The organism is Kitasatospora sp. MBT66 (assembly GCF_000710405.2).
GTDB classification, from domain to species: domain Bacteria; phylum Actinomycetota; class Actinomycetes; order Streptomycetales; family Streptomycetaceae; genus Kitasatospora; species Kitasatospora purpeofusca.
The window spans coordinates 1,020,789-1,025,731 of sequence record NZ_JAIY01000010.1 but is presented as its reverse complement, the minus strand read 5'-3'; the positions used below and the strand labels follow the sequence as shown (position 1 = coordinate 1,025,731).

The following is a 4,943-nucleotide window of genomic DNA, read 5'->3' as shown; positions in this document are numbered from 1 at the left end:
TCCCCGGCGGGCAGCGTGCGCTGCGCCCCGCGCCGCAGTCCGAAGCGGCGGCGGGGCTCGGCCGGGGGTGCGGGGTCGCCGGAGCGCGCACCGGTGCGGGAGAGGCTCATCGTCCAGGACTACGGCCCCGGCCGGGCGCCCGGTTCACCCGGGGGTCCGGCGGGGGCCGCGGCCGCTCCGTCCGGGGGCCGTCAGGCCCGCGCCGACGGCTCCGCCGCCCCGGCGGGGTCCGGCTCCGGATCGGGCATCAGACCGGTCTGCACCTGGACCGTCCGACGCCGGGTGATGTGCAGACCCCGGCCGGGCGGCAGCACCCGGGGCTTGATGCTGCCGAAGAGCGTGCCCTCGCTGGGCGGGCAGGAGAGCAGGGTGACGGGCGTGTTGACGTCCTGGAGCCGGCGCAGCAGCTGGTCGCTGTAGGCGCGGCCGATGCCGTTGGCGGAGCGGGCGACGATCAGGTGCAGGCCGAGTTCGGTGCCCTGCGCCAGGTGTTCGAGGAGCGGGCCGAACGGGCCGGCGCCCATCTGGCCGGGGATCAGGTCGTAGTCGTCGACGATCACGAACAGCTCCGGTCCGGTCCACCAGTCGCGCAGCCGCATCCGGGCCGGGCTGATCTCCTCGCCGGGCAGCCGGGCCTCCATGGCCCGGGCCGCGCCGGTGACGACCTGCTTGAGGATGTCCACCGAGACGGCGTAGCCGAGCCGGTACTCCTCCGGGACGCTCTCGTAGAGCCCGCGCCGGAAGTCGACCAGCATGATCCGGGCCTCGGCGGGGGTGTAGGCGGAGGTGATGCCGTCGACCAGCAGGCGCAGCAGGTTGGTCTTGCCGCTCTCGCTGTCGCCGACCACCAGCAGGTGCGGCGCCTCCTCGAAGTCGTGCCAGAGCGGCGAGATCGCGGTGTCCTCCAGGCCGAGGGCGATCCGCAGCCGGCCCTCGGGCGCGGGCAGGGAGGAGGCGTCCAGCAGCAGCGGCAGCATCCGCACCTCGGGCGCGCGGGGGCCGCTCCAGTGCTCGTTGAGGGCGTCGACGAGGTCGGCGATGCCGTCGGAGAGGTCGTCGGAGCTGCCCCGGCCGTCGATCCGGGGGAGGGCGCCGAGGAAGTGCAGCCGCTCCTTGGTGAGGCCCCGGCCGGGGCTGTGCGGGACGGTCTCGGCGGCCCGCATATTGATCATGGAGTCGATGGGGTCGCCGAGCCGCAGCTCGAACCGGGTGCCGAACTGGTCCCGCACGCCGGTGGTGATCTCGCCCCAGCGGGAGGCCGCGACGACCAGGTGCACGCCGTAGTTGAGGCCGCGGGCGGCGATCGGGGCCAGGGCGGGCACCAGGTCCGCGAACTCCTGGCGCAGGGTGCCCCAGCCGTCGACGACCAGGAACACGTCGCCGTGCCGGTCGTCGGCGAGCTCCGGGTCGCCGGCGGCCCGGCGGCGGCGGTAGGTCGCCATGGAGTCGATGCCCAGCTGGGCGAACCGCAGTTCGCGACGCGCGATGACGGCGTTGACCTCGGCGACGGTGCGGCCGACCCGCTCCGGGTCGTGGCGCCCGGTGACACCGCCGACGTGCGGCAGGCCGCGGAGCGAGGAGAGCGTGCCGCCGCCGAAGTCCAGGCAGTAGAACTGGACCTCCTGCGGGGTGTGGGTGAGCGCCAGTCCGGCGATCAGGGTGCGCAGCAGGGTGCTCTTGCCGCTCTGCGGGCCGCCGGCGACGCCGACGTGCCCGCCGGCGGCCGACAGGTCGGCGGTGAGCAGCTCGCGCATCTGCTGGAACGGGCGGTCCACCACGCCCACCGGCACGGTCAGGGTGCCGACGGCGGGGCGGCCGTCGGGGGCCAGTCCGTGCCGGGTGCTGGGGGTGAGCGGCGGCAGCAGCTCGTCCAGGGTGGGCGGGGTGTCCAGCGGCGGCAGCCAGACCTGGTGGGCGGGCGGGCCGGCGTCGAGCATCCGCGCGGCCGCCAGGTCCAGCAGGTTCGGGGCGTCCTCCTCGGCCGCCTCCCGGGCCTCCTCGGCGGCGAGCACCTCGGGGTCGGGGTCGCGCGGGGCGACGTACTCGGTGCCGTAGGCCACGATCTGGCCGGCCACGGCGGCCTGCTGGACGGCGCCGCGCCGGCGGCGGTAGGGCCCGGAGACGTATGCGGCCTTGAACCGGGTGAGGGTGGCGATGTCGCTGCGCAGGATGCCGTTGCCGGGCTGGGAGGGCAGCTGGTAGGCGTCGGGCACGCCGAGCACGCCGCGGCTCTCCATGGCGGAGAAGGTGCGCAGGCCGACCCGGTAGGACAGGTGGGACTCCAGCGCGTGCATCCGGCCCTCGTCGAGCCGCTGCGAGGCGAGCAGCAGATGGACGCCGAGGGAGCGGCCGAGCCGGCCGATCATGATGAACAGGTCCATGAAGTCGCGGTGCGCGGAGAGCAGTTCGCTGAACTCGTCGACCACGACGAAGAGCGTCGGCAGCGGGTCGAGCTGGGTGCCGGCGGCCCGCGCGGTCTCGTAGTCGAGCAGCGAGCTGTAGTTGCCGGCCGAGCGGAGCAGCTCCTGGCGGCGGTTCATCTCGCCGTGCAGGGCGTCGCGCATCCGGTCGACCAGGGCCGCCTCGTCGGCCAGGTTGGTGATCACCGCCGAGGTGTGCGGCAGCTGGTCCAGGCCGAGGAAGGTCGCGCCGCCCTTGAAGTCGACCAGGACGAAGTTGAGTGTCTCGGAGGAGTGGGTGAGTGCGAGGGCCAGCACCAGGGTGCGCAGCAGCTCCGACTTGCCGGAGCCGGTGGCGCCGATCAGCATGCCGTGCGGGCCCATCCCGCCCTGCGCGGACTCCTTGATGTCGAGCTCCACCGGCTTGCCGTCCGCGCCGACGCCGATCGGCACCCGCAGGCGCTTGCCGCGCGGGCGCTCCGCCCAGCTGCGGGCGATGTCGTGCTGGTACAGGTCGTTGACGCCCAGCAGCGAGGTGAGGTCGAAGTCGGTGCTGAGCGGCTCGGAGACGTCCATCGCGTCGCCCAGCCGGTACGGGGAGATCGTGGTGGCGTAGCGGCGGGCGGCGGCGGCGCCGAGGGCGTCCGGGCGGCCGAGCGCGGTGACCTCGTCGCGCCGGTTGCGGTCGGCGGTGACGAGGTCCAGCCGGTCGCCGGTGATCCGCAGCCGCATCCGGAACGGCGCGTGCTTCCACTCCACCGCCCCGGAGACGTCCAGCAGCACGGCGTTGCGGTAGCCGGCCAGCAGGGCGCGGCTGCCGCTGGGCAGCTTCACGCCGTCCAGGACGATCAGGGTGAACGGCTCGTCCCGGCCGGGCTGGGTCTCCGGCTCGAACGGCGGCCGGTCGGCGAACTCCGGGCCCAGGAGCTGTTCCAGCTCCAGCAGCGAGTCGGCGACCAGGCGCACCGGCCCGGCGCCGTCCGTCTCGGTGGGGTGCAGGGAGTGCGGCAGCCACTTCAGCCAGGCCCACTCCGCGCGCTGCCCGGGGGAGACGGCGGCCGCGATCCGCAGCTCGTCCGGGGCGTGGAAGAACGCGAGCTGGGCGATCATCGCCCGGGCCAGCGCCCGGGCCGGAGCGGGGTCGGCGGCCTCGGCGGGCTCCGTGCCGGCGGGCGCGGGGAGGACGAGCTCCTCGCCCTCGTCCGGGTCGGTCTCCGGTTCCGGCGCCGGGTGCTCGCAGCGCAGCAGGACATGGGCGTAGCCGCGCACGTGGACGGCGATCGGCTGGTCGGCGATCGAGCCGTAGGCGTGGATGAAGCGGCGCAGCGCGTGCGCGCAGAGCGGTTCGAGGTCCTCCACCGGCTGGGTGGCCAGCGGGGCGAGCTTGACCGCCAGCCGCTGGGAGCCGGTGGCGATCCGCACATCGCCGAAGTCGGGGTGGGCGGCGCGCCGCTCCCACAGCCGCGAGGTGCGCACCAGGGAGGTGAGCGCGGCCGGGTCGGGGTGGCGCCAGGCCAGGGCGAGGCGCTGGTTGACGATGTGGCGGCGGACCTGGCGGCGCACCTGGGAGAGGTAGCGCAGGTAGTCCCGGCGCTCGCCGCGCAGCTGGCGCTTGCGGTCGCTGGCGCCGCGGATCAGCTGGGTCACCAGCATGCCGACGGCGGACAGGCCCATCATGCCCATCGCCACGTAGGTGAGCGGCCCGCCGCTGGACTGCGGGTTGAGGAAGATCATCACCATCGAGAGCGAGCTGAGCGCCATCGGCGCCATGGCGATCATGTTGGACATGCCGCTCTGCTGCTCCGGAAGGACCGGCGGCTCCTGCAACTGGAGCTCGCCGTCCGGCATCGCCGGTCCGGGGCGCCGGGGCGGACGATCGACCAGGACCACGCTCAACGGGGCTCTCCTCTCGCGGCGCCCGGGGCGCCGCCGGTGACCGGGGGTCCGGCGGCCCGGGCCGTGCCGCCCGCGGACCACGCCGCACTCGGGCCTACGGCCCGCGGGGCCCCGCCGGTTCACCGCGCCCGCCGGGCCGGGGGTCCACCGGGCGGGCGCCGTGACCTGCCCGGTGAACCGTCCGGCCACCGCCGTCCGTACCTGTGACGGGAGAGCGGGCAGGCAGATTCCACGGGAGGACGCGACAGGTGAGCAGCAGCACGGTGGCGACGGGGCTGGTCCGGCTGAGGTTCCGCGCCCCCGGGACCGCCTTCGAACTCGCCCTCCCCGGCGACGTCGTCCTCGCCGACCTGCTGCCGGCGGTGCTCGGCTACGCCGGTACCGACGTCACGGAGAGCGGCACCGAGCACTCCGGCTGGATCCTCCAGCGCCTCGGCGGCGCGCCCCTCGACGAGGAGCGCACCCTGGAGGAGCTCGGACTCGCCGACGGCGAGGAGCTCTTCCTGCGCCCGGGCCAGGACGCGCTGCCCGAGGTGCACTTCGACGACCTGGTGGACGGCGTCCGCACCGGCACCGCCGCCCGCGGCGACTCCTGGCGGCCCGCCGTCACCCGCCGGCTCGCGCTCGTGCTCGCCCTGGTCACCCTGG

Annotated in this window: 2 protein-coding genes; one reads left to right on the top strand and one right to left on the bottom strand. The window is 75.1% G+C overall.

The features are described 5' to 3' along the window. Window positions 1-191: 191 nt before the first annotated feature. A complete protein-coding gene (gene eccCa / locus BI06_RS29105) occupies window positions 192-4,247 on the bottom strand; it encodes a type VII secretion protein EccCa (protein ID WP_055731151.1) in 4,056 nt (1,351 codons plus the stop codon). 296 nt (window positions 4,248-4,543) lie between these two features. Between eccCa and BI06_RS51270 the strand changes: the two genes are divergently transcribed. Further along, window positions 4,544-4,943, top strand: a 400-nt coding sequence (locus BI06_RS51270) for an EsaB/YukD family protein (RefSeq protein ID WP_043472556.1), incomplete at its 3' end; no start/stop codon positions are given.